This is a genomic window from Pseudoalteromonas sp. EB27 (assembly GCF_001974875.1).
Lineage (GTDB): Bacteria > Pseudomonadota > Gammaproteobacteria > Enterobacterales > Alteromonadaceae > Pseudoalteromonas.
Map to the genome: position 1 here is coordinate 1 of NZ_MTQD01000002.1, position 26,633 is coordinate 26,633.

20 protein-coding genes and 2 rRNA genes are annotated in these 26,633 nt (G+C 38.7%); 18 read left to right on the plus strand and 4 right to left on the minus strand.

Annotation, left to right across the window (positions count from 1 at the left end; translation table 11 throughout):
* The 7 genes from BW142_RS02595 to ihfA all read left to right on the plus strand — a co-directional run.
* A 23S ribosomal RNA gene (locus BW142_RS02595) occupies window positions 1-105 on the plus strand; the annotation flags it as partial.
* 147 nt (window positions 106-252) lie between these two features.
* A 5S ribosomal RNA gene (gene rrf / locus BW142_RS02600) occupies window positions 253-367 on the plus strand.
* A 788-nt stretch (window positions 368-1,155) separates the two neighbouring features.
* The gene (locus BW142_RS02605) at window positions 1,156-2,211 is read left to right on the plus strand and encodes a DUF2066 domain-containing protein (RefSeq protein ID WP_076923788.1); all 1,056 of its coding nucleotides are present in this window, start codon (window positions 1,156-1,158) and stop codon (window positions 2,209-2,211) included.
* Window positions 2,211-2,921, plus strand: coding sequence for a DnaA regulatory inactivator Hda (gene hda / locus BW142_RS02610; RefSeq protein WP_024600452.1), 711 nt, complete (start codon window positions 2,211-2,213; stop codon window positions 2,919-2,921). The genes BW142_RS02605 and hda overlap by 1 nt, the downstream gene beginning before the upstream one ends.
* Window positions 2,922-3,266: 345 nt before the next feature.
* Window positions 3,267-4,247, plus strand: a complete 981-nt coding sequence (gene pheS / locus BW142_RS02615; RefSeq protein WP_002960692.1) for a phenylalanine--tRNA ligase subunit alpha — start codon at window positions 3,267-3,269, stop codon at window positions 4,245-4,247.
* Between the two features lie 15 nt (window positions 4,248-4,262).
* Window positions 4,263-6,650, plus strand: coding sequence for a phenylalanine--tRNA ligase subunit beta (gene pheT / locus BW142_RS02620; protein ID WP_076923789.1), 2,388 nt, complete (start codon window positions 4,263-4,265; stop codon window positions 6,648-6,650).
* Window positions 6,651-6,652: 2 nt separating this feature from the next.
* Window positions 6,653-6,952 carry an integration host factor subunit alpha gene (gene ihfA / locus BW142_RS02625; protein WP_002960690.1) on the plus strand — a complete coding sequence of 100 codons (300 nt, stop codon included), beginning with the start codon at window positions 6,653-6,655 and terminating at the stop codon, window positions 6,950-6,952.
* 86 nt (window positions 6,953-7,038) lie between these two features.
* On the opposite strand, the gene BW142_RS02630 is transcribed toward ihfA, so the two are convergent.
* Window positions 7,039-7,839, minus strand: a complete 801-nt coding sequence (locus BW142_RS02630) for a DUF2989 domain-containing protein (protein ID WP_024600454.1) — start codon at window positions 7,837-7,839, stop codon at window positions 7,039-7,041.
* Window positions 7,840-8,013: 174 nt separating this feature from the next.
* On the opposite strand from BW142_RS02630, the gene BW142_RS02635 reads away from it, so the two are divergent.
* From BW142_RS02635 to ccoG, 10 genes are all read left to right on the plus strand, one after another.
* Window positions 8,014-9,456 carry a glyceraldehyde-3-phosphate dehydrogenase gene (locus BW142_RS02635; RefSeq protein WP_024600455.1) on the plus strand — a complete coding sequence of 481 codons (1,443 nt, stop codon included), beginning with the start codon at window positions 8,014-8,016 and terminating at the stop codon, window positions 9,454-9,456.
* 183 nt (window positions 9,457-9,639) lie between these two features.
* Entirely contained in the window at window positions 9,640-10,767 is a 1,128-nt protein-coding gene (locus BW142_RS02640; protein ID WP_024600456.1) for a M14-type cytosolic carboxypeptidase, read from the plus strand.
* A gap of 380 nt (window positions 10,768-11,147) precedes the next feature.
* On the plus strand, window positions 11,148-12,650 hold the full coding sequence (locus BW142_RS02645; protein ID WP_024600457.1) for an alanine/glycine:cation symporter family protein: 1,503 nt from the start codon (window positions 11,148-11,150) through the stop codon (window positions 12,648-12,650).
* A gap of 139 nt (window positions 12,651-12,789) precedes the next feature.
* The gene (locus tag BW142_RS02650) at window positions 12,790-13,116 is read left to right on the plus strand and encodes a hypothetical protein (protein WP_007580349.1); all 327 of its coding nucleotides are present in this window, start codon (window positions 12,790-12,792) and stop codon (window positions 13,114-13,116) included.
* A 1-nt stretch (window position 13,117) separates the two neighbouring features.
* Window positions 13,118-13,399: a DUF1315 family protein gene (locus BW142_RS02655; protein WP_007378333.1), complete on the plus strand. Its 282-nt coding sequence runs from the start codon at window positions 13,118-13,120 to the stop codon at window positions 13,397-13,399.
* Window positions 13,389-16,070 (plus strand): DUF349 domain-containing protein, encoded by a 2,682-nt coding sequence (locus BW142_RS02660; RefSeq protein WP_076923790.1) that lies wholly within the window; start codon window positions 13,389-13,391, stop codon window positions 16,068-16,070. The genes BW142_RS02655 and BW142_RS02660 overlap by 11 nt, the downstream gene beginning before the upstream one ends.
* A 95-nt stretch (window positions 16,071-16,165) precedes the next feature.
* Window positions 16,166-16,720 carry a DUF1439 domain-containing protein gene (locus BW142_RS02665; protein WP_076923791.1) on the plus strand — a complete coding sequence of 185 codons (555 nt, stop codon included), beginning with the start codon at window positions 16,166-16,168 and terminating at the stop codon, window positions 16,718-16,720.
* 68 nt (window positions 16,721-16,788) lie between these two features.
* Window positions 16,789-18,093: an AarF/ABC1/UbiB kinase family protein gene (locus BW142_RS02670; RefSeq protein WP_076923792.1), complete on the plus strand. Its 1,305-nt coding sequence runs from the start codon at window positions 16,789-16,791 to the stop codon at window positions 18,091-18,093.
* A gap of 93 nt (window positions 18,094-18,186) precedes the next feature.
* On the plus strand, window positions 18,187-19,605 hold the full coding sequence (locus tag BW142_RS02675; RefSeq protein ID WP_076923793.1) for a sigma 54-interacting transcriptional regulator: 1,419 nt from the start codon (window positions 18,187-18,189) through the stop codon (window positions 19,603-19,605).
* Window positions 19,606-19,750: 145 nt separating this feature from the next.
* Window positions 19,751-21,133, plus strand: a complete 1,383-nt coding sequence (gene ccoG / locus BW142_RS02680; protein WP_076923794.1) for a cytochrome c oxidase accessory protein CcoG — start codon at window positions 19,751-19,753, stop codon at window positions 21,131-21,133.
* Window positions 21,134-21,237: 104 nt separating this feature from the next.
* On the opposite strand, the gene BW142_RS02685 is transcribed toward ccoG, so the two are convergent.
* The 3 genes from BW142_RS02685 to BW142_RS02695 all read right to left on the minus strand — a co-directional run bounded on the left by BW142_RS02685 (window position 21,238) and on the right by BW142_RS02695 (window position 23,499).
* The gene (locus BW142_RS02685; RefSeq protein ID WP_253188791.1) at window positions 21,238-21,579 is read right to left on the minus strand and encodes a hypothetical protein; all 342 of its coding nucleotides are present in this window, start codon (window positions 21,577-21,579) and stop codon (window positions 21,238-21,240) included.
* Between the two features lie 144 nt (window positions 21,580-21,723).
* Entirely contained in the window at window positions 21,724-22,647 is a 924-nt protein-coding gene (locus BW142_RS02690) for a M14 family metallocarboxypeptidase (RefSeq protein ID WP_076923795.1), read from the minus strand.
* Window positions 22,648-22,761: 114 nt separating this feature from the next.
* Entirely contained in the window at window positions 22,762-23,499 is a 738-nt protein-coding gene (locus BW142_RS02695) for a hypothetical protein (RefSeq protein WP_076923796.1), read from the minus strand.
* Window positions 23,500-23,781: 282 nt separating this feature from the next.
* On the opposite strand from BW142_RS02695, the gene BW142_RS02700 reads away from it, so the two are divergent.
* Complete coding sequence (locus BW142_RS02700; RefSeq protein ID WP_076923797.1) at window positions 23,782-26,631, plus strand: UvrD-helicase domain-containing protein; 2,850 nt, start codon at window positions 23,782-23,784, stop codon at window positions 26,629-26,631.
* Window positions 26,632-26,633: the final 2 nt, after the last annotated feature.

The following is a 26,633-nucleotide window of genomic DNA, read 5'->3' on the forward strand; positions in this document are numbered from 1 at the left end:
AAGTCTCTGAAGGGCCGTTGAAGACTACAACGTTGATAGGCAAGATGTGGAAGTGGTGTGAGCCATTAAGCTAACTTGTACTAATTACCCGTGAGGCTTAACCATACAACGCCAAACGCGTTTTATGCGACAGTTTAGACAGAAGTTAATATGACTAAAGTAGATATTACTTAAAGAAAGACTTAAAAAATATTATCAGATATTTTCCAAATTCAGTTAGTGCGTAGCGATACGGATTAACGCCCAAATTTGCTTGGTGACAATAGCGTTTTGGACCCACCTGACTCCATGCCGAACTCAGTAGTGAAACGAAACAGCGCCGATGATAGTGTAGCATTTGCTATGTGAAAGTAGGACATTACCAGGCTTCAAATTGTAGAAAGCCCGACTAGAAATAGTCGGGCTTTTTTACGTCTGCAGAAAAGTAGAATATGCGTAATTAACATCCACTCACAGCAACACCTAGCACGTAGGTCGGGCGTAGCGACTCCCGATCCAATAATAGTGTACATATATTATGTGACACTTTACCGCTCTGGGCACTACGACATCCTACTGCGTAGCGCACCGACCTCAAATTGTAGAAAGCCCGAATCTAACGATTCGGGCTTTTTTACGTCTGCAGAAAAGTGTAATTAATAGACACTCACATCAACATCCATCACGTAGGGCGAGCGAGCGCAGCGACTCCCGACGCTAGAATCACAACAAAATCCCTCAATAACTCAGTCGGCCAATACAGCAGCCTTTGCTACGTGACTCTCCACCGCTGTGGGCACTCCGACATCCTACTGCGTAGCGCACCGACTTCACATTGTAGAAAGTCCTAATCGAAAGAGTCGGGCTTTTTTTACGTCAGAAGAAAGGTTAAATGCGAGCGAATAACGAAAAAACTAAACCATAACATCATCAACTACTTACATTGAATACCTTCATGATCTAACTAAACCCGAAAGGTTCGCGTTTTAAAAGTGTAGTAAAGTTAAATGTAGGTGAATAGCGTACAACTCACTCAACTATCTTATTCATATTTAATCTTTTTTACTTTCTATAAAAGCTAATTACTTTCATTTCCTTAGATAACAAATTTAATTTTGCTTTGTTACTGTCTTTGATTTAGGATCAAATCAGTTTAAAACCAAGAACTAACAGCCTGTGTATAGATTATTAATTAGCGCCATATCCATTTTATTTTGTTTTTCTGCGTCGGCAGTTGAAGTAACTGATCTATATCAAGATATTTTAAAAGTGGATGACAAAACACGAGACACTCGATTAGCTGCGAGTCGTAAAGCTTTGCTCAATGTTTTAGTGAAAGTAAGCGGTGATGAAACTGCGGATCAAAATAAATTAGCACAGCAACGCACTAAAGATATTTCTGATTATATGCTTAAGTTTGAATATGACGAGAGAGCAAATGGACAATTGAAACTCGTTGTTAAATTTGAAGCTCGAAAGATCAATGCGTTAATCAAAGAGTTAAACTTACCTTTATGGGGAGTGCAACGCCCGTTAGTCGCAATATGGTTAGGTATTGAGGACAATTGGCGCAGAGAATTAGTAACACAAGAAAGTTACCCGCAATTAGAGCAGTTAATTTATGACAAAGCAGGACGCCGTGGTCTACCTGTCGTTGTGCCATTACTTGACTTACAAGATAGACGTTTAGTAGGTATTCCTGAGGTATGGGGTAACTTTTCAGAGCCAGTAGAAGAGGCCTCTAGGCGCTACAGTGCTGAGCGAAGTATTACAGCAAGAATGTATAAAGAAGCAGATAGCGAAAATTGGATTTTAGATTGGCGTTTTACTAATGATGATCAATTTGATTCAAATAGATTAACGGGCGATAAGCAGCAAATAGTGAGCCAAATGATTGATTCCTTAGCTCGAGGCCTTGCAAGCGAGTACGCTATTGATCCAAATGCTTATTATGAACAAGCCGCGGCCACGCTAACATTAAAAGGCACGCAAAGTTTTGTTGATATTGAATTAGCAAAGCAAAGATTATTGAATTTAAGCGTTGTTACGCAAGTTAAAATTGTTCGTAAAACACCAGAATTTGTAGAATTTAAACTAAACCACACTGGTAACCTAAGCGATCTTAAAAAAGGGTTAGGGCTAGACTCCTCATTTAAAGATTATGAGGATCCACGCGCTTTTTATCATGTTGTTGATAAAAATAGCTTAGAGTATCAATGGATAACGCCATAATGCTAACTTCTGAGCCGATGCAAATGGCATTACCGGTTACCTTGCCGGATGACGAAACATTTGCATCGTACTTTGGTGGGGAAGATTCGTTAGAGGTTAACCATTTAAAAGATAGCTTTTCGAAGTTAGCTAAAAAGTTTCAGTATACTTATTTATGTGGGTTAGGTGATTCGGGTAAGTCTCACCTTTTGTATGCAACCTGTATTAAAGCACAAGAGCGTGGCCTATCTAATATGCTGCTGTCTATGCGCGAAGTAGTTGACTTTGGACCTATGGTATTAGACGGTTTAGAAGCGCTTGATGTTCTATGTATTGATGACGTGCATTTAGTTGCAGGGAATGATGCATGGGAAAAAGCACTATTTAACTTTTTTAACCGGTTTAACGAACCCGGAAAAATGTTAGTAGTAACTGCCGATTTACTTCCTAGCATGCTCAATATCTCGCTGCCTGACTTAGAGTCTCGTTTAACGTGGGGGACAACCTTTCAAATTCGTTCTATGAGTGATGACGATAAAGCACAAGCACTTGTTAAGCGCGCTCATATGCGCGGTCTTGAATTAAGTGATGAGTGTGCACGCTTTTTACTAACCCGTTTAAGCCGTGATATGCGTGCTTTATTAGATGTACTCGACAAATTAGATCATGCATCTATGGCAGCACAGCGAAAATTAACTATTCCTTTTATAAAATCAACGTTAAAGCTGTAGTAGGTCTAGAATCTAGACCCTTCTTTCAGTTATCATAAGCTATTATCAGAGCGTGTTTACCTTTCCTGATTGGAATTTGTTTAACTTAAGAGTGCTTTAATCACGTCGTGAGGACTTTAGCATAGTATTTATATGCGAAACCCGAACAACAAAGAGAGTAGCCTCCGAGATAAACACTTCAAACTGCATGTGTTTGGTCTTTATTTAGCGTTATTGCATGATTTATGTAGGAAACTACAGCCCAATGCTTAACCTTATTTAATAACCAACCACACTGTTGTAAAGCAATCTTGAAAGGCCAACACGCTCTTAAGCAATCACCTTCTGTGAAAGATCAGGTATCGAATGAACTTAGAAAACATATTAGCGCAAGCACTTGAGGCGGTAGCCAGTGCCAGTGAAATAGCGCAGTTAGAAGATATCAGGGTTAATTACCTTGGTAAAAAAGGCGAAATCACTAGCTTACTTAAAACGTTAGGTAAAATAGCACCTGAAGAACGTAAAGAAGCAGGCCAAGTTATAAACCAAGCTAAACAAGATGTACAAGCTGCTATCAACGAAAAGCGTGAATTGCTAGCAAGTAAAGCACTTGAAGAAAAACTAGCTGCTGAAACTATAGATGTAACTCTACCAGGGCGTGTTATGCCTACTGGCGGTTTACACCCAGTTACGCGCACTATTGAGCGCATAGAAAGCTTTTTCGGTGAGTTAGGTTTTGAAGTTAAATCTGGTCCAGAAATCGAAGACGATTTTCATAACTTTGATGCGCTAAATATTCCAGAGCACCACCCAGCACGTGCAGATCACGATACCTTTTATTTCAATCCTAAATTAGTACTACGCACACAAACAAGTGGCGTGCAAATTCGTACTATGGAAACTGAGCAGCCACCACTGCGTATTATTTCACCTGGACGTGTATACCGTAACGATTACGACCAAACACATACACCTATGTTCCATCAGGTTGAAGGTTTAATGGTTGATACTGATGTTAGCTTTACTGAGCTAAAAGGTATTTTGCATGATTTTTTACGTAACTTTTTTGAAGAAGATATGGAAATTCGTTTCCGTCCTTCATTCTTCCCATTTACAGAACCATCAGCTGAAGTAGATGTTATGGGTAAAGACGGCAAGTGGTTAGAAGTACTAGGCTGTGGCATGGTACATCCAAATGTACTTAAGTCTGTGGGTATCGACCCAGAAAAATACACCGGCTTTGCCTTTGGCATGGGTGTAGAGCGTTTAACCATGTTGCGCTATGGCGTAAACGATTTACGTGCATTTTTCGAAAATGACTTAAAATTCCTGAACCAGTTCCGTTAAGAGTGAAACAATAAAATGAAATTTAGTGAAAAGTGGTTAAGAGAGTGGGTTAATCCTGCTATTGATACGCAAGCTCTTTCGGAACAGCTTTCAATGGCTGGTCTAGAAGTTGATGGTGTTGAGCCTGCTGCTGCCAAATTTAATGGCGTAGTTGTTGGTGAAGTTGTTGAATGTGAGCAGCACCCTGATGCAGATAAACTGCGTGTTACCAAAATTAACGTCGGTGGCGATGAGCTACTTGATATCGTGTGTGGAGCACCAAATTGTCGTTTAGGTATTAAAGTTGCTGTTGCGACTGTGGGCGCTGTACTTCCTGGTGACTTTAAAATTAAAAAAGCCAAACTACGCGGTCAACCTTCAAACGGAATGCTATGTGCTTTTGTTGAGCTAGGTATTAGCGAAGAAGGCGACGGCATTATGGAATTGCCAAGCGATGCACCAGTAGGCACTGATTTACGTGACTACCTAGGTCTTGATGATAATATTATAGATGTTGATTTAACACCAAACCGTGGTGACTGTTTAGGCATTAAAGGCCTTGCTCGTGAAGTAGGCGTTTTAAACAGTATTGACGTAAATGTATTAGATATTCCAGCGGTTACCCCAACAATTGACGATAAAATATCGATTGAATTAGTGAACGAAGATGCATGTCCTCGTTACCTTGGTCGTGTGATCAAAGGCATTAACCTTGATGCAGAAACACCGCTTTGGATGGTTGAAAAGCTACGCCGCAGTGGCGTACGTTCAATCGACCCAGTAGTTGATGTTACAAACTATGTATTACTTGAGCTTGGTCACCCAATGCACGCGTTTGATTTAAATGCGATTGAAGGTGGTATTAAAGTACGTAGTGCAAACGCAGATGAAGAACTTGTTTTATTAGACGGTAACACCGCTAAATTAAACAACACTACACTTGTGATAGCCGATCATAACAAAGCACTTGCAATAGCGGGTATTTTTGGTGGTGAGCAATCAGGTGTTACAGATAAAACATCTGATATATTACTTGAAAGCGCATTTTTTAATCCTGTAGCAATTGCAGGGCAAGCACGTAGCTACGGTTTACACACTGATGCTTCACACCGTTATGAACGCGGTGTTGATTTTGCTCTGCAACATGATGCAATGGAACGTGCAACAGCGCTACTTCTTGAAATCGTAGGCGGTCAAGCAGGCCCAGTTGTTGAAGCTGTAGCGGCTGACAAACTACCAAAAGTGACTGAAGTACGTCTTCGTCGAGCTCGTTTAGACCGTGTTATTGGTCATCATATTGAAGATGCTAAAGTAACAGATATTCTTACGCGTTTAGGTCTTGATGTTAAAGTAGAAAATGAAAGCTGGAGTGCGGACGTACCAAGCTACCGTTTTGATATTCGCATCGAAGAAGATTTAATTGAAGAAGTAGCACGTGTTTACGGTTACAACAGCATTCCTAATGTTGCACCAACTGCAAAACTTAAAATGACGACGCATAACGAAGCAACTATTGCGCTTAGCAAGTTCCGCAATACGTTAGTGACTCGTGGTTATCAAGAAGCAATTACATACAGCTTTGTAGACCCTAAAGCACAAGCTATTTTACACCCAGAGTGTGAAGCAATGGTATTACCGCACCCTATTTCAATTGAAATGTCAGCGATGCGTGTAAGTTTAATGCCGGGTTTATTAGCGTCTGTAGCGTATAACCAAAATCGCCAACAGCCTCGTATTCGTTTATTCGAACATGGTCTTAAATTTATAAGCGACGAAAGTGCAGAAAATGGTGTTTACCAAGTACCGGTTATTGGTGGCGTTATCACGGGTCTTGTAAATGGTGAACATTGGGTTGAAGAAAAACGTAACGTTGATTTTTACGATTTAAAAGGTGATGTTGAAGCCTTACTTGCAATTACTAATGACGTTACTCGCTTTGAAATTAAAGCCGAGCAGTCAGATGGACTTCATCCTGGTCAATCAGCTGTAATATATGTTGATGGCAAAAAGGTTGGTTTTTTTGGTGCTTTACATCCTCAAGCTCAAAAGTCGTTAGATATCAACAACGCAACTTTTGTTTTTGAAATTGAAATGTCAGCAATAGAAAAAAGAAATTTACCGCAAGCAGAAGGGGTGTCTAAATTCCCTTCAAATCGCCGCGACATCGCGATTTTAGTGGCAGACAGCGTTAAATCTGGCGACATTTTAAGCGTGATCGAAAAAGTTGGCGGAAATCAATTGGTTGACCTAAACTTATTCGATGTGTATAAGGGCAAAGGTATTGAGCCAAATTATAAGAGTTTGGCGATTGCTCTAACACTGCAAGCGGTTGATAGAACACTCGAAGAGAAAGATATCAATCTAGTAGTTGATAACGTGGTGGCCGAATTGGCCGAACAGTTTAATGCATCGTTGAGGGACTAGATATGGCGCTTACTAAAGCCGACATAGCTGAACACCTATTTGAAAAGCTCGGGATCAATAAAAAAGATGCCAAAGATTTAGTTGAAGCGTTTTTTGAAGAAATCCGCTCAGCGCTAGAAAAAGGCGAGCAGGTTAAGCTCTCTGGATTTGGTAACTTTGATCTTCGAGACAAAAAAGAAAGACCAGGCCGCAATCCGAAAACAGGCGAAGATATTCCTATTTCGGCACGTCGCGTGGTGACTTTTCGACCAGGTCAAAAGCTTAAAACCCGCGTAGAAGTGGGCACAAGCAAAGCAAAATAAAAAGAGGCAGCGTAAGCTGCCTTTTTTATTGTCTAAAATAACTCCGCTCTAGCGGAGTTATTTAGTTGTACCGTTAGAAAACTTTTTTAAAACTCTCGAGGAGATACAAAATCACCTGCCATTATTTGCTGAAATGTTTGCTCTGCAAGTACATCTAGGCTGTCTAAGCTTTTACCATTCGTTATTAATTGCTGCTCAATTTCAAACACGTCAATATTTTCAATCCCCGACATTTGCGCTACTTTAGAAAATATATATGCATGTTTAAATTTATCATGTTTATAAAAAAGACTAATAAGTGATGTATACACTTCAGGATTCGGTACGTTGCCTTTTTTATTGAGTTCTAAAGTTTTATAAAGCAAATCGATGGTTTTTTCATCATCAAATTTAATATAGTACGATGCTAGAAAAAATTGCATTTCGGCACTTTGCGTTACACTTTTGTCATTTTCTATCGCTAATAATTTAGTCAGTGCACTTTGGTTATTATTTCGTGACCATTGGTAGTAGAGCAAACCTGGATGGTTTGTATTTTGGGTATCTTGATATAAGCGAGTCATTTCTTTAATGCTCGTTAATTGACCGTCAATACGTGACGTTTTTTTAGCTTTTAACTTAATATGTTCAATTTTAGCGGCCACAGTTATACATTGGTTATAGGATTCAAAGTCCTTGAGTAATTGGTATTTATTTTCATCAGTAGGGTCTTTGTATTCTATGTAACGTTTGATAATCACATCAGAACGCTCATCCTTGCAGTGGCTGTCTTTGTTTAAGTCGCTACAAAAGCCAGGTGTTTCTTTGCACACTTGTGCGAGTGTCAACGGTTCTTCACACCCTGTCAACGTTAGCAAACCCAATAGTACACTTGCTTTTTTAAGCATCCCTTAACCCCAAATGAATATCCACCTTGCTATTCTAACGCAATCATTTAACGCCTAACAGTAGAGAATAACTTCAGATTAAATTAGAATAGCCCTGCCTGAGGTGCATTACTCTCAAAATATAGTGCATTTTTAAAGGCTATCCGTTCAAAATGATAAACTTAGGTAAATAAAATGACCTCATCTCACGAGTTAGAATACACAAATAGTTGGCAAGAGCGCCAAGATTACGCAGAAAGCATGCAACCAATCATTGGTAAACTTTACCGTAATCGTGGTATCGAAATCGCTGTATATGGCCGTCCTCTCGTAAATGCCAGTACTATTGATATTATCAAATCTCATAAAACCGTTGCTCAGTTTGAAGGCACTAAATTACGTTTGCGCGAAAGCTTTCCATTTTTAGAAGCTATCAGCAAAATGGAATTAAACTCTGCGCGTATTGATATTGGTAAACTTGCATATAGCTATTTGTTCACAGAAGCAGCTAAAGGCCGCTCAGTAGAAGAATTTGTAAAAGATGAACTTGCAGAAATAGCTGACTTACCAGCGAAAGAACCACGCGATGTTGTATTGTATGGTTTTGGTCGTATTGGTCGTTTACTAGCGCGTTTATTAATTGAAAAATCAGGTCCATATGCAGATTTACGTTTGCGCGCTATTGTTGTGCGTGGCGGTAAAGATGGGGATCTTGAAAAGCGCGCAAGCTTACTGCGTCGTGATTCAATTCACGGTCCTTTCAATGGTTCAATCACTATTGATAAAGAGCGTAATGCAATTAAAGCTAACGGTAGCTACATTCAAGTTATTTACGCTAACTCTCCTAGCGAAATTGATTACACTCAATACGGTATCGACGATGCATTAATTGTTGATAACACCGGTATTTGGAAAGACGAAGCGGGCCTTGGCCAGCATCTAGAGTGTAAGGGCGCTGCAAAAGTATTATTAACAGCTCCTGCAAAAGGTAATATCAAAAACATCGTATATGGTGTTAATAACAAAGATATTTTACCTGAAGATAAAATCGTTTGTGCAGCAAGCTGTACAACTAATGCAATTACACCAACGCTTAAAGCACTAAACGATAAGTTTGGTATTAATAATGGTCATGTTGAAACTGTACACTCGTACACGAACGATCAAAACCTTATTGATAACTACCACAAAGCAGAGCGCCGTGGCCGTGCCGCAGCACTTAACATGGTAATTACTGAAACAGGGGCTGCAAAAGCGGTTTCAAAAGCATTACCAGAGCTTGAAGGCAAATTAACAGGTAACGCAATCCGCGTACCTACACCTAATGTGTCGCTAGCTATTTTAAATCTTAACTTAGCAACAAGCACATCAGTTGAAGAGCTAAACGCATTTTTACGCGATACTGCACTTCATTCAGACTTACGTGACCAAATTGATTACACCGCATCAACGGAAATTGTATCTACCGATTTAGTAGGTAGCCGTTACGCAGGTGTTGTTGATTCACAAGCAACGATTGTTGAAGATAACCGTATCGTTTTATATGTATGGTACGACAATGAGTTTGGTTACAGCTGCCAAGTAGTTCGTTGTATGCGCGATATGGCCGAAGTGTCATTCCCAAGTTTACCTCGCTAATTTATTTGCAGTGACTTAAAAGCCAGCATGTTGCTGGCTTTTTTGGTCGTGTATTATTTTTAAAGCGTATGCCTTGTGATAGGCTTTAATTAAGAAAATGCACATTCATTTTACTATTTACAAAATAATGTCAGTTCTGTGAATTAATAAACAGATAAACTTATTCAACCTAAAGGTTTTTCCATGAAAATCAGCAGCAATTTCGACAGTGGTAATATCAAAGTTATTGAAGCCACCGATCCTTTAAATATTCAATTAGAAATTAATAAAGATCACCAGTCTGAATTTTATCAGTGGTTTCACTTTCGTCTTGAAACAACACCTTACCAATTGCATAAGTTAAATATTAATGAGCTTGATAAATCAGCTTACCCAGATGGTTGGGAAGGGTATCAAGCTGTTGCATCATATGACCGTCAAACATGGTTTCGCGTACCATCAAGCTATGAAAATGGCACATTAAGCTTTGAAATTGAACCAGAGTGCGGCAGTGTTTATTTTGCTTACTTTGCACCATACAGTTACGACCGCCATTTAGATTTATTGTCTTGGGCACAAAGCCAAGGTGCTTGCCAATTAATAACGCTTGGTGAAACACTCGATGGCCGCGATATGAGTGTGCTTAAAATTGGTGAGCCAAGTGAAGATAAGAAAAACATCTGGATCACAGCACGTCAACATCCAGGTGAAACAATGGCAGAGTGGTATGTTGAAGGTCTACTGCACAAACTTCTTGATGACGAGGATCCACATGCAGCTGCGCTTCTATCAAAAGCAGTGTTTTACGTTGTGCCAAATATGAATCCAGATGGCAGCGCACGCGGACATCTTCGTACTAATGCTAAAGGCGTTAACTTAAACCGTGAATGGCAAACACCAAGTATGGAAAATAGCCCTGAGGTTTACTTAGTGCTTAATAAAATGCGCGAAGCTGGCTTAGATATGCACTTAGACATACACGGTGATGAAGCTATACCTTATAACTTTGTGGCAGGCAGTGAAGGTATTCCAAGTTACGATGCTCGTCTTAAAGGCCTTGAAGATAGCTTTAAAGCTGCGCTTTTGACTATTACTCCAGAGTTTCAAGATGAGCATGGCTATCCAAAAGATGAGCCAGGTCAAGCTAACCTTACGGTAGGTTCATCAGCTACTGCTGAAGAATTCAAAGCATTAACGTACACAATTGAAATGCCATTTAAAGACAACAACGATTTACCTGATCCAGACTATGGCTGGTCAGACCGTCGTTCTTATCAATTTGGTCAAGATACATTAGCGGCTATTGTTAATGTTGTTGATGATTTAAGATAAAACGCTTATCTAAAAGGGTATCAATAGTTTTGATACCCTTTTTGCTTTTAATAAAACCCTTTGTATAAAAAAATAATAATCATATAGCAGCTTTATTCTTAAAACGTTTTCAACGCTTCTTCGCTGCGTATCATCACCGTATCGGTACAAATCAATCTACTTTCAATTAAATACTACAGATATAGTGCCTTGCAACAGATGTGTAATTAGATATTTTGAAAATTAAGTGTTAACAACCTTGGGGTACTTAAGTTAATATTAATTAAATAATGAGTCGGGGCGGAAGAGGTGAAATCTTATTTCGTAAAGCTTATGTAGCGTAGTAGCTAAAACAGAGTCTCGTAATTAAAAAATAATAAATATAACTATAGAGGATATCCATGGAAGCTTTTGTAAGCGCTGTTAATGATGTTGTTTGGAGTAATGCACTCATCTATTTATGCCTAGGCGCAGGCTTGTTTTATTCAGTACTAACTAGATTTGCTCAAGTTAGACATTTTAAAGAAATGTGTAAGTTATTATTTAGTCCTAACACGTCTGATAAAGGTATTTCATCTTTTCAAGCCCTTGCAGTATCGTTGTCTGGACGCGTAGGCGTTGGTAATATCGCAGGTGTGGCAGCAGCTATCGGTTTTGGTGGGCCAGGTGCTATTTTTTGGATGTGGGTTGTTGCTTTTCTAGGTGCAAGTACTGCTTACGCAGAATCTACTTTAGGCCAAATTTATAAAACAGAAGAAGACGGGCAATATCGTGGTGGCCCAGCCTATTATTTTGACCGTTGTTTAGGACAAAAATGGTTGGCTGTTTTATTTGCTGTTTCGGCAATTATTGCATGTGGTGTTTTTCTGCCTGGTGTACAAGCGAATGCGGTAGGTAATGCGTTTACCCAAGTATTTGGCGATGGCAATATGGTCTCGACTAGTTTTGGTGATGTAGGTAGCTTTAAGTTAGTCGCTTTGGCAATAATCCTTATTGTTTTAGCGTTTATTATTTTTGGCGGTATAAAACGTATTGCGAACTTTACGCAAATAGTAGTGCCATTTATGGCGCTTGGTTACATAGTACTGGCATTAATCGTGGTATTTTTAAATTTAGATAAAGTAGGCGATATATTCTATTTAATTATTAGTGATGCATTTACTGCGCAGGCCGGTTTTGGTGCTGCTATTGGTTGGGGCGTTAAGCGTGGTATATATTCTAATGAAGCAGGGCAAGGTAGTGGGCCTCATGCAGCAGCAGCAGCAGAGGTTGATCACCCTGCTCAACAGGGTTTAGTGCAAGCTTTCTCTGTTTATGTTGATACCATTTTTGTATGTACTGCAACAGCACTCATGATTTTAATAACGCAGCAATACAATGTTGTGGGTGAGTTACCAGCAGGGCAGTTCATTGTACAAAATGTTGATGCAGCGACTGAGGTCGGTTCAGCAGCCTTTACTCAAATGGCTTTATTTAGTGTATTTGGCAGCTTTGGACAAGCATTTGTCGGTATTGCATTATTCTTCTTTGCCTTTACCACAATACTCGCTTATTACTTTATTGCAGAAACTAATATTGCTTACTTAAATCGTTATTTTAAAGGCAATATCCCACTTGTCCTCGTGAAGTTCGTGATTATGTTTATGGTTGCATACGGTATGGTTAATAATTCAGGTTATATCTGGACTATTGGAGATATTGGCGTTGGTTTAATGGCCTGGATTAACATATTGGGTATCTTAGCTATTTTCTTTGTAGCTAAGCCTGCTTTACTATGTTTGAGCGATTACGAAGATCAGAAGAAAAAAGGTGGAAAAATCACATTTGACCCTGTCAAACTAGGTATTAAAAATGCCACTTTCTGGGAAAAACGTTTAGGGAAACAGTCAAAAGACACTGAGTAACTAAACTTAATGAGTAACTTGTTAGATTATCGTCTCTAAATCAGTTATTGGTTTGAATTCAAAAAAGACAACGAGAAATAAAACAAGTACAATAAAGGCGCCGAAAGGCGCTTTTTTTATGCGTAGTATGGAGAGAAGTATGGCGATCATTCGTTGCCCAAAATGTGCAAAATCAATTTCAGATAAACATAAGCAATGTCCGCATTGCGAAAGCAATATTGCAGAGCTAAACGACGAGCAAGTTTTACAACTTCAGCGCGAACAGCGAATTAAAAAAAAGCAGATGTTTATAAATCACTCCTTTTTAGCGCTTATCTTATTTTTAGGTGGTTTTTTCTGTTTGTACTTTTTACAACCGCAAGAAAAAACGCTTCAGTGGTATGCTTATACTGCGGCAATTGGCGTAGGGTGTATTTGGTATCTTATTAACCGTATTGTTTTAGTGACTCTAAAAAAGAAAAAATGACATGAATATCGACAATCTTGTACAAAATATTACTCCCGAATTATTCGAACGCTTGCAATACGGTGCGTCTACTGGCAAATGGCCAGACGGAACTGTTTTATCAGACGAGCAAAAGCAACAAACAGTGCAGTTGGTTATGTTGTATCAAGCAAAAGTGGCTCAATCAAACGAGCAATTTACGATTGGTGCTAATGGTGAAATGATCCAAAAGACAAAAGCTCAACTACAAAAAGAATTTAAATCAGACAACGAAATAGCTAGGTTTAGTGAACATGATCTTTAAGCACCTTTTTACACCGAAATGGAAACACCCTAAGCAACAAGTACGTCTTGATGCTATCGAAAAATTAGATATTGAACGTGATGCAACCATATTAAACACGTTAGCACTTGAAGATAGCTCAGCTGAAATACGCCGTAAAGCGTTGCAAAAAGTAAACGATTTACCACTTTGGTGGAAAGCGTATAAACAAGATCAAGCATTAAAAGATATTGCAGAACTACAAATATCTAATGCTGTTTTAAATAGCGAAAGTGCACTAACACCGCAAATTAAAAGTGAATACATAGAGCGTTTTGCACCCGTTAAAACACTCGAAAAGTTAGCATTTGCAGAGAAAGAACTGCAAGTACGCGTTAAGTTGTTGAAACGTTTAGCAAATCCAAAACTAGTAGAAAAAGCATTTAAAGAAGGTAGCGAAGAGCTACAAGCTCAATTAGTTGAACTTGTTATTACGCATCAATTAATTAAGCCATTATTAAAGCATGCAAAGGGCAATGCAAAAGCAGCAATGGAAGCGCATATTGAAAATGAGCGTTTAGCAATTGAAATGCCACTGCAGGTTGAAAGTGCAACACGTGTTATTTTAGCTAAGTTAAATGCCTTACGCGAAAAAACAGATTTTGGTGTTGTAAATCCACAAGCCGGCGAATTAATGGTCCAGTGGCAAGCACTTGAGCTAAAATGGCTGAGTGATGAACGCGTTAAGCTTCTTGACGAAAAATATATTTCAATCACAACTAAGTTAGATGCACACATTGAACAGCTAAAAGCGGTACATGATAAAGAGCAGCAGAAATTAGCGCTACAGCAGCGTCAATTGCTAGCACTTGCAACGCTTGAAGCTTTAACTGAAGAAATTGAAAACGCCTTACAGCTAGGCCTTGAAACACCAGAGCAAATTCAACAAGATTGGCTTGATGCAAAAGTAGCGCAAGCTAAGCAAGCTATTAGCGAAACAGAATTAGCTAATAATGCACAATCTAAACTGGCTGTAAGCAAGTTAGAAAAACTATTTACTCAAGTTGCTAAGTTACCTGAGCTAACAATTGCTATTAAAGAGTACAAACTCGCTTTTGCAGCATTATGCGAAATTAAGCCAGCAGAAGATTTAGCACAATACGATGCAATTCTAACTGAATTTAATAATGGTTTTAAAGCAGCGCGTAGTCATTTAAATATTTTAGATGGTGCATTGCAAAGTACCTTTAAAACGCAGTTAAATGCGCATAAAAAGCAATTTTTAGCACCAATGAGTGAGCTAGTTAAGCCACTTGAAAAAAACCAAAGCCAAGCAAAACGCAAAGCTCGTGATGTTAAACGCCTGATTGAGGAAGGCCGTTTTAATGTTGCCTTTGGCGTGTTTAAAGGGTTTGAAGAGTTATTTAATACACTCACTGAGCAATATCAACAGCCGCTTGTAAATATAAAAGCGGAACTTGAAGCGCAACTTGCAGATGCAAAAGATTGGCAAAAATACGCAGCAGCACCAAAGCGTAAAGCTTTATTAGAAGAAGTAAGTGCATTAGTAAGTGAAGAGTGTACTGACCCACAACAACGCGCAGAGCAAGTAAAAGTGCTACGCAAGCGTTGGAATGAGTTAGGTCGTTTAGATACAGATGAAGAAAAGCAACAAGGCGTACAGTTTGATGAAAAAATCGAGCTGTTATTTGCACCTTGTCGTAGTTACTTTGCAGAGCAAGAAGTACAACGCGAGGCCTCAAAAGCACAACGCGAGAGTATTATTAGCGACATGCACGCGCTTCATTTTCAACCTACGGCTAAGGATGACTTTGATTGGAAGCAATATGAAAGCCAATACAACCGTTTAAACAAAGCGTGGCGCAGTGTGGGTAAAGTTGACCCTAAAACATACCGTACACTAAACGATCGTTATAAAAGCGAGCAACAACAAGTACTGGCTTTATTAAACGCATTTCATAAAAGTAATGCTGCACTTAAAAATGAGTTAGTAGAAAAAGCGCAGCAATTATCACAAAGCGATGATTTAGCCGCTGCATGCCAAGAGTTGAAGCAAATGCAGCAGCAATGGCAAACAATTGGTTTTGCAGGTTTAAAAGCTGAAAATGCGTTATGGCAAAAATTTCGTCAATTTAACGATGAAACATTTACTAAACGTAGTAGTGAATTTGAGCAGCAAAAACTTGAGCAAAACGAGTCAGATAAGCAAGCAGTTGCAGAACTCGCTGAGCTTGAAGCAGCACTTAGTGACGTAAATCAAAGAGCACAGTTGCACGACCTAGAAACAAAAGTGAAAGGGTACACGCAATTTAGATCGTTAGCGCCAAAGGTTAGTAAGTTGCTAGCAGCTATTGACGATAAACTTGCATTGCTTACAAGCAAATCAGAGCAAGCTAATCGAGATGCGTTAATTACAGCACTTGAAAACAATGAAGCGTTACCAAGTCAGTACCAAGCACCGCTTAAAACAGCATTAAATACAGATCAACTTATTACGCGCATGGAAATACTAGCGAACGTAAGTTCAACTGATAAGTCACTTAGAATGGCAGAACAAGTAGCCATGTTAGATGACAAACATCGTGGCGAACATGCTGATTTAAACTATTATTTAAAACAGTTATTAGCGCTCAGTGCTGGTTCAGTTGAACCTGACACACTAACGCGACTTAAAGCGACACTTGCAGCTTAATAAAACCAGCGTAATATATGCTGGTTACTATTTTAATAAGCCGCTTTAATAGCGGCTTTTTTATGTACCACTAATTTATAAACAAAAGGGTTCTCATGAGAATTTTAGTTATTATTGCAGCGTTATTTTTAACAGCCTGTAATACCACGCAAGGCATATCAGTATATTCATTTACTAACTCTGAGGTTGAGTCTGTACTGGGTAAGCAATTACCAAAGTTAAGTGAAAAAGTAAGCTTAATGGGTTTACCGGTTCAGTTTGATGTAAACGATTTAAGTGTAAATATTGGACCTGATAGCCGCGATGTTGTTGTGCTTGGTGCCGATTCGAGCGCTGAAATTAATGCATTCGCACTTAAATACCCTGTGCGTTTAAAGCTGCAAATTGAAGGTAGCCCATTTTACGACAGTGAGAAAAAAGCAGTGTTTTTACGTAATATTAAATTACTTGATTCGAGTGTAGATGCCGGTGGTTTTAAAGGTAATTTAGGTGCGCTTGATAGCCAAGCAATGGATGTTATTAATGCTTTTTTAGCGGTTAACCCTGTTTATACTCTAAATATGGATGACCCTAAAATGATGCTACTTAGTAAGCTTCCACTTGATATGAAAGTGGTTGAAGGTGCAATTAAGCTAGTACCTCGTCTATAAGTAGATCTACCTACTTATAATATACGTATCAATTAGCCTGACTTTCAGGCTAATTAGGTTTTAATATTATGGCGGCTCCTCGTACTGTTCCCACTTCTAGGCTTTCTCGCTTTGCAAAATTAGGCTCACTTGCCACAGGTGTTGCTTCCAACATGTTAGTTGATGGCGCTAAGAGCGCGCTAACAGGTAAAGGTTGGGACAATAAAAGCTTACTGCTACAACCTAAAAACATTGAAAAACTAGCTATACAGCTATCTCATTTACGTGGCGCTGCAATGAAGCTCGGGCAATTACTTTCAATGGATACCGGTGATTTACTTAGTCCTGAATTGGCTCAGTTACTTGCTTTACTACGCTCAGATGCGAATCCAATGCCTCATAAGCAGCTTGTTGAAGTGTTAAAAGAGCAATGGGGGGATGAGTGGCTAGCGCGTTTTTCTCATATTGAATTAAGACCTTTTGCAGCGGCTTCTATAGGGCAAGTTCATTTAGCTTATAAAGAAAATGGCGATCAGCTTGCTGTTAAAATTCAATACCCTAGTATTGAAAAAAGTGTAGTAAGTGATGTAGATAACGTTATTTCTTTATTAACGATTTCTCGATTATTGCCAAAAGATCTTAATATTAAACCACTTATTAGTGAGGCTAAAGCACAGTTATTAGCCGAGGCTGATTATAAGCGGGAGGCTCAGTACTTAATACGTTATAAAAATGCATTAGCAACTAATCCCCATTTTAAAGTACCCAACGTATATCCAGAGCACAGCACACAACAAGTACTTACCATGGAATATATAAAAGCAGAGCCCATTGAGAGCATTACAGAGCTACCTGATAGTCAAAAAAGCTTTGTTGCAGCACAACTAATCGATTTGTTTTTTAAAGAAATGTTTGAATTTAAATTAATTCAAACCGACCCTAACTTTGCCAACTTTCATTATCAGCTTGATACACAAAAAATTGTTTTATTTGATTTTGGCGCAACGCGAGAAATATCAACAGAGCTTAGCTTAGCGTATTTAGCTTTATTTAAAGCGGGTAGTGAAAACAACAGAGAAGGTGTACTTAAAGCGGCTTCACATATTGGTTATTTTAAAAATGACTTAGTTGATGAGTATAAAAACAACGTCATTGATTTATTCTTAATGGCGTGCGAGCCACTAAGAGCAGAAGGGGAATTTGATTTTAAAAACAGCGAACTGGCGCTCAAAATTAAAAATGCAGGGCTTGCCCTTAGTTCGCAATCTCAGCAATGGCACACACCGCCCGTTGATGCCCTATTTATTCACCGAAAACTTGCAGGGCTTTATTTAATAGCCGCAAGGCTAGGTGCAAAAATAGATGTGAAAACGCTATTTCAGCACTATTTATAGCGTTTTAATGGGCACGTGAGTGCATTTTAAGTAATGAGTGCACTTAGTGTGTAAAATTGTCATAATGCTCGCGATATTTCGCGAGGCGCATTTATGATAAAACAATTTTTAAACGATCCTAAATTATTACTAAACGCAGTAGGTGAGGGCATATACGGTTTTGACCTGTCGGGTAATGCGGTGTTTGTTAATCCTGCCGCTGAGCGCATGACAGGTTGGCGAGCAGACGAGTTATTAGGTAAAAAAATACACCAATATCATCACCATACTCATGCTGATGGCACACCTTATCCCGCTGATGAATGCCAAATATATTGCACCATGTTTGACGGCAAACGTCGTGAAGTTAAAAATGAAGTTTTTTGGCGTAAAGACGGTAGCTCATTTGCAGTGGAATACACCTCAACACCGGTTTATCAAAATGATGAGTTAATTGGTGCTGTAGCGGTATTTCGCGATATATCACTGCAACAGCAAACACAAAATGCACTGCAAGAGGCACTTGAGCAAGTAAAGCATTTAAGTGAGCAGCTAAAAGATGAAAACAACTACTTAATTGCAGAACTTAACGAAGATTGGCAAGACTCAGGGCTAGTTGGACAAAGTCATATATTTCAAACCATGTTAGATCAAATAAAATTGGTAAGTGAAACCGACAGCACAGTTCTTATACTTGGCGAAAATGGCACGGGTAAAGAATTAGTAGCCCGTAATTTGTATCGACTAAGCAAGCGTAGCGAACAAGCCTTTATAAAAGTAAATTGCGCCGCATTTACCCCAAGTTTGCTAGAATCGGAACTTTTTGGCCATGAAAAAGGCGCATTTACAGGTGCCAATGAACGCCGTAAAGGGCGTTTTGAACTTGCTGATAAAGGCACCTTGTTTTTAGATGAAATAGCAGAGCTTCCACTTGAGGCGCAAAGTAAACTACTTAGAGTCCTGCAAGAACAAGAGTTTGAACGTGTAGGTGGCAGCAATACGCTAAAAGTAAATATTAGAGTAATTGCAGCGACTAATCGCGACCTGTGGGAAATGGTACAAAAAGGCACGTTTAGAATTGATTTGTATTATCGGCTCAATGTATTTCCTATTAAAGTCCCGTCCCTTAAAGATCGAAAAGAAGACATTCCTTATTTGTGCACTAATTTGATTGCGCAGCTAAATAAACGATTGGGTAAACATTTAAAGGGGCTAAGTAAAAAAGCAATTACACAACTGCAAGCCTATGATTGGCCAGGCAACATTAGAGAGCTGCAAAATGTACTGGAACGCGAAGCTATTTTATCTAATCAGGCTGTGCTTCAGCTAAGCCAGCCTTTGCAAGCGGGTGGCGAAGTAGTTATTAACCCTTCACTTACGCTTGATGAAGCGCAAAAACAGCATATAACTTCTGTTCTTGCGTTATCGCACTGGCAAATATCGGGCGATAAAGGGGCGGCAGTTAAGTTGGGCTTACCTGAGAGTACACTACGCTCAAAAATGCGAAAGTTGGGAATCACTAAAAAATCGTGATATATCGCGATATTCGCTTTATATCGCGAGCTCGGTTTTTGTTTTTTAAAATAATTTCTTTAATATCAATGAAGTAATTAAAGTTTCAGCTTGGTCTGAAAGTTGCAAATACTTGCTTAATACCCGTCATTATTAAGCAAGTACTATGAAGTTTGATATAAAAGAAGAAGACATGATCATTAAGCCCTATAACACCGAAGGGCCAATTTATATCCGCGAGCAAAAAGGATTTTTTCAGCGCATACGCCGTAATTTAGGTTGGCTGTTAATGCTAACTTTTATTGCAATACCGTGGATTCAATATAACGGTCAACAAGCTGTGCTGCTTGATGTGGCAACGCAAACCTTTACTATTTTTGGTTTAACACTCCTTCCTCAAGATTTTATGATTTTAGCCCTGCTATTTATGGTGGGGGCTTTTGCATTATTTTTTGTAACTAACTGGCTTGGTCGGGTTTGGTGTGGTTATACATGCCCGCAAACAATATGGATGCTCATGTTTTCGTGGGTAGAGCAACGCATAGAAGGCACTCGAAATCAGCGAATTAAATTAGATAAATCACAGTGGACGCTAAGCACTTGGCGAAAAAAAATAACTAAGCACAGTGCGTGGATTGTTATTTCTATTTTAACTGCCACCTCGTTTATGGCGTATTTTATTCCGGCTAAAAGTTTGTATATGGAAATGCTTACGTTTGAATGGTCAGGTATTACGAGCTTTTGGGTGTTTTTATTCGCTTTTTGTACTTATGGCAATGCAGGGTTTTTACGCGAAAAAATGTGCACAATTGCTTGCCCTTATTCTCGTTTTCAAGCTGTTATGTTTGATAAAGATACGTTGCTTGTTACATATGATAACGAGCGAGGTGAAAGCCGAGGACCACGTAAACGCAAAGCTGACCCCAAAGAGCTTAACTTAGGTGACTGTGTAGACTGTAACTTGTGTGTAGAGGTATGCCCTGCAGGAATAGACATTCGAAATGGATTGCAATATGAATGTATAAATTGTGGCTTATGTATTGATGCCTGCGACGATACCATGGAGAAATTTGGTTACGAGAAAGGCTTGATTAAATACGCCAGTGAGAAACAAATGGAAGGTAAAAAAACTAATCCATTTAGGTTAAAGCTAGTAGGGTATGGCGCATTAACGGCTTTGTTAATCATTTCGATGTTTGCATGGATGCTGCAACGTACACCAATAGAAGCCTCTGTGCTACGCGATAGGAATGCGCTTTATAGAGTGAACTACGAGGGCCTAGTAGAAAACCCTTACACACTTACTATTATTAATAAAACGCAGCAAGCACTGCATTACAGTATTGCCATAGAGGGGTTGCCTGGGGCAACGCTCTCAAGTCCGAAATCTACGCTTGTACAACCGGGTGCGATGAAAAGAGTTCCCGTTACTGTAACAGCCGATGGTTACGATATTGAACGTAAAGTGAGTAAGTTACAATTTATTGTAACAGCGCAAGAAAACGCCAGCATTACGATAACCAAAGACAGTCAGTTTTACAAAAACTAAGATTGATAAAGCAAGATCAACGATTTTTATATCAGTTGGCCTTGCTTACTTTTTAAGTTGTGAGAAATAAACTGTTTAGCGCTATCTAAATCTGTAAATAGGCACTAACTAAAATTAACGTTTCTTTTTGCGCACTCTAAAATGCGTTTCATTTGATTTATAGCGATAGCTGAAGTGAGTACAAACGCACTACTCAGGCAGTTATTTGCTTTCATTAAATGGCTAATATCTATCATCTCTTTTTCTGCCTCAGGCGTTGCAGCTAAAACATCAAAAGAATCACTAATATAGGCCCAAGGCTGATTGTTGAGTGATTTTATTTTTTCGCATAGTTCAATTTTAAACGCACGAAGAAGCCCTGAGGTGATGTATCCCGCAAAGTGAGCGATAACAACGTTATTTTCAGTGTAAAGGCTTACCTGTCCATATTTGTTTTTAAACCCCAATGTATACTCCTTGAATTTGAGGGAAGGCTAACCTTATACCTTTAAATTCAATAAAACCAGTTCTTTTGGGTTGTTTTTTGTTATCAGATTGTTTCTTGGTTGGGCGGGTACTTAATTTAATGAGTACCCGCTCTTTAATAGTGGTTAATCTTTTGTAGAGGTTGTAATGTAATTTAGCGCGCTAGTTATAACCGCGACTTGTGCCAAAATACATTCTTCATCGGTGGCAGTTGGGCTATCTGGGTACACTTCGGTAGTGGTTACATAGGGTGCATCAGTAAAGCCCATACATAAACCTAGCTCTCGAGCTGCATAGTTAATTACACCAAATTGCTCTTGAGGTACGCCGATTAGTTGGTTATTTTCATCGCTCGGTGCAATATGGGTCACCTTTGCAACGCTTTCTATAATGGTCTTTTGAAACTCCGGCTCAGGCTTTTTGGTATCTGCAACTAAATAAAACCCGTCAGGTATGTTCCAGTTAGTATTTGTAGTGCCTTCACGCGCAGCGAGTGCGGGTCTAAATTCACTGTTATCGCTATTTGTTGTTTCGTGTAAATCAATATGAGCGATTAAGTCAGTACCTAATGATTTTACAAACGCCATAATAGCTGCTGACTCTTGAGCTGGGCTGCCCTCATAAAATGAGCGGTTAGGATCAATAGCATCTGGGTTCCAACGGTTTATTGTTTCATACCCCCAAGGGCTAATGCAGGGCGCAACAATAATATTAAACTGCTCTGAGTGTTGCATAGCCGATGTTTTAGCAAACCTAAGTGCGCCATGTACGCCACTGGTCTCGTAGCCATGCACACCACCGGTGATTAAAACAGTTGGTTTATTAGTATTAAAGTTAGGCGTTTTTAATATATATAATGGGTAAGTGCCAGCGGCGTAATTAAGCTCGCCGTATTGCTCTATATCCAAGGTGTTTTTAAGGTCATTAATTAGCGTTACGACTTCGTTTTGGTAACTGCGTTTAATGTTTTGGCGTGCTAACCACAGGGCTTTATCGTTGTTATTCCATTTTTTGCCAGGTGTGCCAATGGGGTATGTGCTGTTAGTCATAATAAACCTTTATATCAATTTTTATTAACTCCCCTATAAATAAGGAGGGCAATTACAATTGGTAGAGTTACTTAATAAAGGTGTAGCTTAACGCTGAGTAAATTAGCGTGCAAATTAAAACGTTAATGTCATATTTTTTATAGCGCGCGATTGCTGGGATTTAATATAACTTTGGTTTGCGTATTCACCCGAAATACTACCGAATCGATCGCGTTTTACACTAATCGTTAAATCACACGTTTTACTTTGATCTACTTGCGAGCTGCTAAACATATCTAAACTTTGCAAATCTATTTCAAGGTAAGAAGTGTTAAGCGCAAAAAGTGTTGATTGTAAAAGTGTTTCATTATTATTGTTAGTACAGCTACTGCTCAGTTCTACTTGGCTAGTACTATTAGGATCAGTGCCATCTAACTGGACTGTAAGGGGACTATTAATATCAAAATTTTGATCGTTACTTGGGGTTAAAATAATAAAATTTAAAGGCAACTCAACGCTCGAATTAGCATTTATGCCATCGTCCCGTTTAAATTTTATATCAAACTGTTGGTCGTCGTCAGTGGTATTTATATATGCTTGGTAATCAACGTCTAAAAAGTCGGTATCTTTTGTAAGTACAATAGCGGTGCTATTAACAACAGCTTGTAATGAGTCGCTATCGCTTAAAACAATGTTAGAGCCATTAGCGTCGCCTGCATTTAGTTCTGCGTTAACACGCGTGCGGTTACCGTCAGAAACCAGTTCAAAACCTGCCCAAATACCTTTTGTTTTTACTAAATCCGACTCTGTTTCTGACGTGCAAGCGCATAGAGCTAAAATTAAAGCCGTTGTGGTAATGCATTTTTTAAGCATGTTAGCTCCTTTAAACCACTAAATTAGGCTGTAAATAATTGTTTAATAGGGGATATACCTAACAATTATATGAAGTATAAGTTTGTATGTGTGCATTGTTACACAACACGCTATCTGTAAATGTTTAAATTTGTTAACGGTTGTAAATAAATTATTAAGCGCTAAGTTTTAAAAACTAACTTACTAATTAAATTGTTTGCTAAGTAAGCATCGAATTAGCGCTAAATGTATTATAAAAGAGTATGTTACAATCAGGTAAAGCATATCTTCATATTGAGTATTATGGCGCAGTATATTGCTACCCCAAGTTGGCTAGGCCGTTTTTTTACCCGTATTAAACACGTAACTATTGAGCAAGAGCATCTTGTTGTTCATTTTAGAAGTGCTCCCGCGCGGACATTTTTAATTAAGGACTTTTATAATTACTCAATACTTAAAAACCGTTTATTTAGCGCCAAAATTAATTTGTGCGACAGTAGCAATACATCAATTAGTTTTTTAAACAAAGCACAAGCGAACACTTTAAACACAGCCCTTAACACGCGGTTTTCAGCCCTGCTTGAGCAAAAGGTAAATAACGCAAAGATTTCGCTCAAGCGCTATGCTTTAGATGAGTTTTTACGTGATAGTTCCATAAAAACACTTAAGAATGATGTGTTTTTGCTTACCAAGCAGTACGCTAAAAGTACAAGTGTGTGGCAACAACACTTATCGCCAAGTAGTATTAAATTTTTAAATATACTAAGCACCACACCCAATACTCACGATGCAATTGCACAGTTGCGCCATAAATATGAAAAAAAACAACTAACTCTTAAAAATGACTTTTTTAATCAAGTAGAGTCAAATCCATTAACAACCGAGCAGCGCTTAGCGGTAATACGCGATAACGATAAAAATTTAGTATTAGCGGCAGCAGGCACAGGTAAAACATCTGTGATGGTAGCAAAGTCTTTAAATTTAATAGCATGCAATATTGCCAAGCCTGAGCAAATTTTGGTGCTGGCCTATAATAAAACAGCAGCAAATGAGCTTAAAGAGCGCTTTATTAAACGCGCCACGCATGCAAAATTGCATACCAAAGAACCCACTATTTTAACGTTTCATGCGCTTGGGCTTAAATTATTACAAAGTGCTAAAAAGCCAATCGAGTTGTCAAAATTTGCAACTGACCCAGTTCAATTAAATAGTTGGTTAACTGGATGGGTAAGTAAAAAAATACAAACCGAGCCACAGTTTTTAAAAGCATTTATAGATTTACTCCATGAGTCGGTTGATATATTTAGCTTTAAAGATAATGCACAGTACGAGCGGTACGTACGCGATAACGAATACCGTAGCCTTGCGGGTCATAAAGTAAAAAGTTATCAGGAGGTGTTAATTTCAAACTGGCTACATTTGAATTGCGTACCGCATAGTTATGAGGTGAATTATCACTTTAGCCAAGGCGCAGAGCTAAGTGGGCAATATAAGCCTGATTTTTATATACCTCAATATGATATTTACCTAGAGCACTTTGGCATTGATAGGCAAGGGAATACACGTGCCGATATAGATAAAAAACACTATAACGAGCAAGTTGCATTTAAGCGCAAACTGCATAAACAAAATGGCACCACCTTACTCGAGACCTTTCATTACAACTGGGTAGAAGGAAAGCTAGAGCCAACCCTCGCAAAGCAATTAAAGCAGCATAATGTTGAATTAACACCTTTAAGTAACGATGAAATATTTCATACTTTAAATAACTCAGGGCAGTTACAGCAAGGGATTGATAAGTACATAAAATGTTTACAAGCTATTCGAGTCGAGCAACTAAGTAATAAGCAAATAGAACAGCGCATTAAGCAAAGTGGTATTAAAAATTACCAGCAATATGCAAACTTGTTAGTGCAAATTCATGATGCTTATATAAATGAATTAAACGCGCAAAGTGCCATTGATTTTGACGATATGATTATTCAAGCAACAAAGGCGATAGTAAGCGGAGATTTTAATATTCCATGGAGCCACATTTTAGTTGATGAGTTTCAAGATATATCAAGCGCGCGTATGGCTTTTTTAAGTGCCATATTAAAACATGCCAAAGGAATACGCTTTACTGCTGTTGGTGACGACTGGCAAGCAATTTATCGGTTCTCGGGTGGTAATTTAGCGCTTACTACGCGCTTTAATGAGTTAGTGGGTAGCCACTCTCTCACTATGCTGCAAAAAACATTCAGATATAATAATAGCATTAGCGATGTAGCTGGGCGCTTTGTAATGCAAAACCCTGAGCAATATAAAAAGCAGATCAGCACACATACAAAAGTAACTACTCCACAAGTTATTTTATTAGACGATTTATACCAAGGTACTAAATCGATAGAAATAAAAGTACAGCAGAGCATAAGCACGATTCAAAAAAACGATGCATCAGCGAGCATTGCCATACTTAGTCGATATAGATACATGTTAAATAGCGTGCAGCAGCATTTAAAAGATAAAAAGCATACAAACACTCTTTATTTTTGGACATTGCATAGTGCCAAAGGGCTTGAAGCCGATTACTGTATTATCATTGGTTTTGAACAAGGTAAATTAGGGTTTCCTAGCGATAACCAAAATAATGTGCTGGTGGAGGCGCTATTACCAGAGCAAGATGAATTCACTCACTCAGAGGAAAGGCGTTTGCTTTATGTCGGTATTACACGCGCTAAACATAAAGTGTATTTAATTGCAGACCCTTATGCATGCTCAGCGTTTGTAAAAGAATTAGTAAATGACAATTATCCCATTCAAATTGGCTCAACGTTATTTAATAAGTCGCAACTAAAGCAAAGAGAGTGTAGTACGTGCAGCGACGGTTTAATTGTGCCAAAAACGGGTCAATATGGTGATTATTATAGTTGTACTAACACGCAAATTTGCGAAACTAAATTACGAGTGTGTAAAAGCTGTAGTGGCCCATCGGTTGATAAAAACACATACTCACAATGTGTGAATACAGAATGTAAAATGCAGCACCCAATTTGTGAGGAGTGCGGGCGCGAAATGCGTAAACGCAAATCTAAGCACGGTGAATTTTTAGGGTGCAGTGGTTTCGCTCTTAAAGAAGATAACTGTAAAAACACTCGAAAAATAAATGCTTAACG